This is a genomic window from Prevotella sp. Sow4_E9_plate, assembly GCF_052116205.1.
GTDB lineage: Bacteria > Bacteroidota > Bacteroidia > Bacteroidales > Bacteroidaceae > Prevotella.
Genome location: NZ_JBQKLN010000153.1, coordinates 1 through 401 on the forward strand (window position 1 = coordinate 1; position 401 = coordinate 401).

1 protein-coding gene is annotated in these 401 nt (G+C 44.9%); it reads right to left on the reverse strand.

The genetic code is table 11. The annotated features are described in order from the left end of the window. A partial coding sequence (locus tag ACTQ53_RS17660; RefSeq protein ID WP_441934632.1) for an AAA family ATPase occupies positions 1–401 on the reverse strand: 401 nt, incomplete at both ends.

Below are 401 nucleotides of genomic sequence, written 5' to 3' on the forward strand. Positions count from 1 at the left end.
ATAGTCTATGAATGGTCTTGGCTTCCATATTGGTAGCTTCGCTCATTCGCTTGGACGCACGGCCAGTAGGTGCTGCAAGCAAAATCCTCATTCCTGCCGTTTTATACGCAGCAATAATACCTTGCGTAGTTGTGGTCTTACCTGTACCAGGACCGCCAGTCAGTACCATCACTTTCGAGCGGATCGCTTGTTGGATGGCAGCAATCTGAACCTCGTCATATTCTATACCAGAGGCCTTTTCAATCGCTTTAATATCAGCCTTCAATCCGAGGTTATTTGCTCCTTGACTATTTATTAAGGTCAAGAGTTTCTTTGCCGTTCCACGTTCAGAATGATAGAATGGAGGCAGATATATAGCTTCATTCTCACGGATGAGATCTTCCGAAGCAATCATCTCTGAA